At 31.8% G+C, this 267-nt stretch carries 1 protein-coding gene; it reads right to left on the reverse strand.

What is annotated here, in order from left to right; all coding sequences use genetic code 11:
* Positions 1–267, reverse strand: a 267-nt coding sequence (locus IMK15_RS06375) for a hypothetical protein (protein WP_192942295.1), incomplete at both ends; no start/stop codon positions are given.

Genomic DNA, 267 nt, shown 5'->3' on the forward strand with positions numbered 1-267 from the left:
CATATTCCAGCATATATATCAGTAAATTTAGCAGTTACATTACCTTCTGGGCTTACAACTAATTTGTCATTTAATAACTTGAAGTCATATTTAGCACCAGCATGTAATTTAACATATCCTGTTGTGTAAGCAGGGAATTTAAATAATTGATCATATGCAGAGTGATGTCTTCCACCAAATACACCATCAGCAGTTAATGTTAAGTTCTTAACACCAGTATATTTAGCTCCTAATTTGAATCCAAAGTTAACTAGGTCTAATTTAGCT

The organism is Sneathia sp. DSM 16631, assembly GCF_014892235.1.
Classification (GTDB): Bacteria; Fusobacteriota; Fusobacteriia; order Fusobacteriales; family Leptotrichiaceae; genus Sneathia; species Sneathia vaginalis.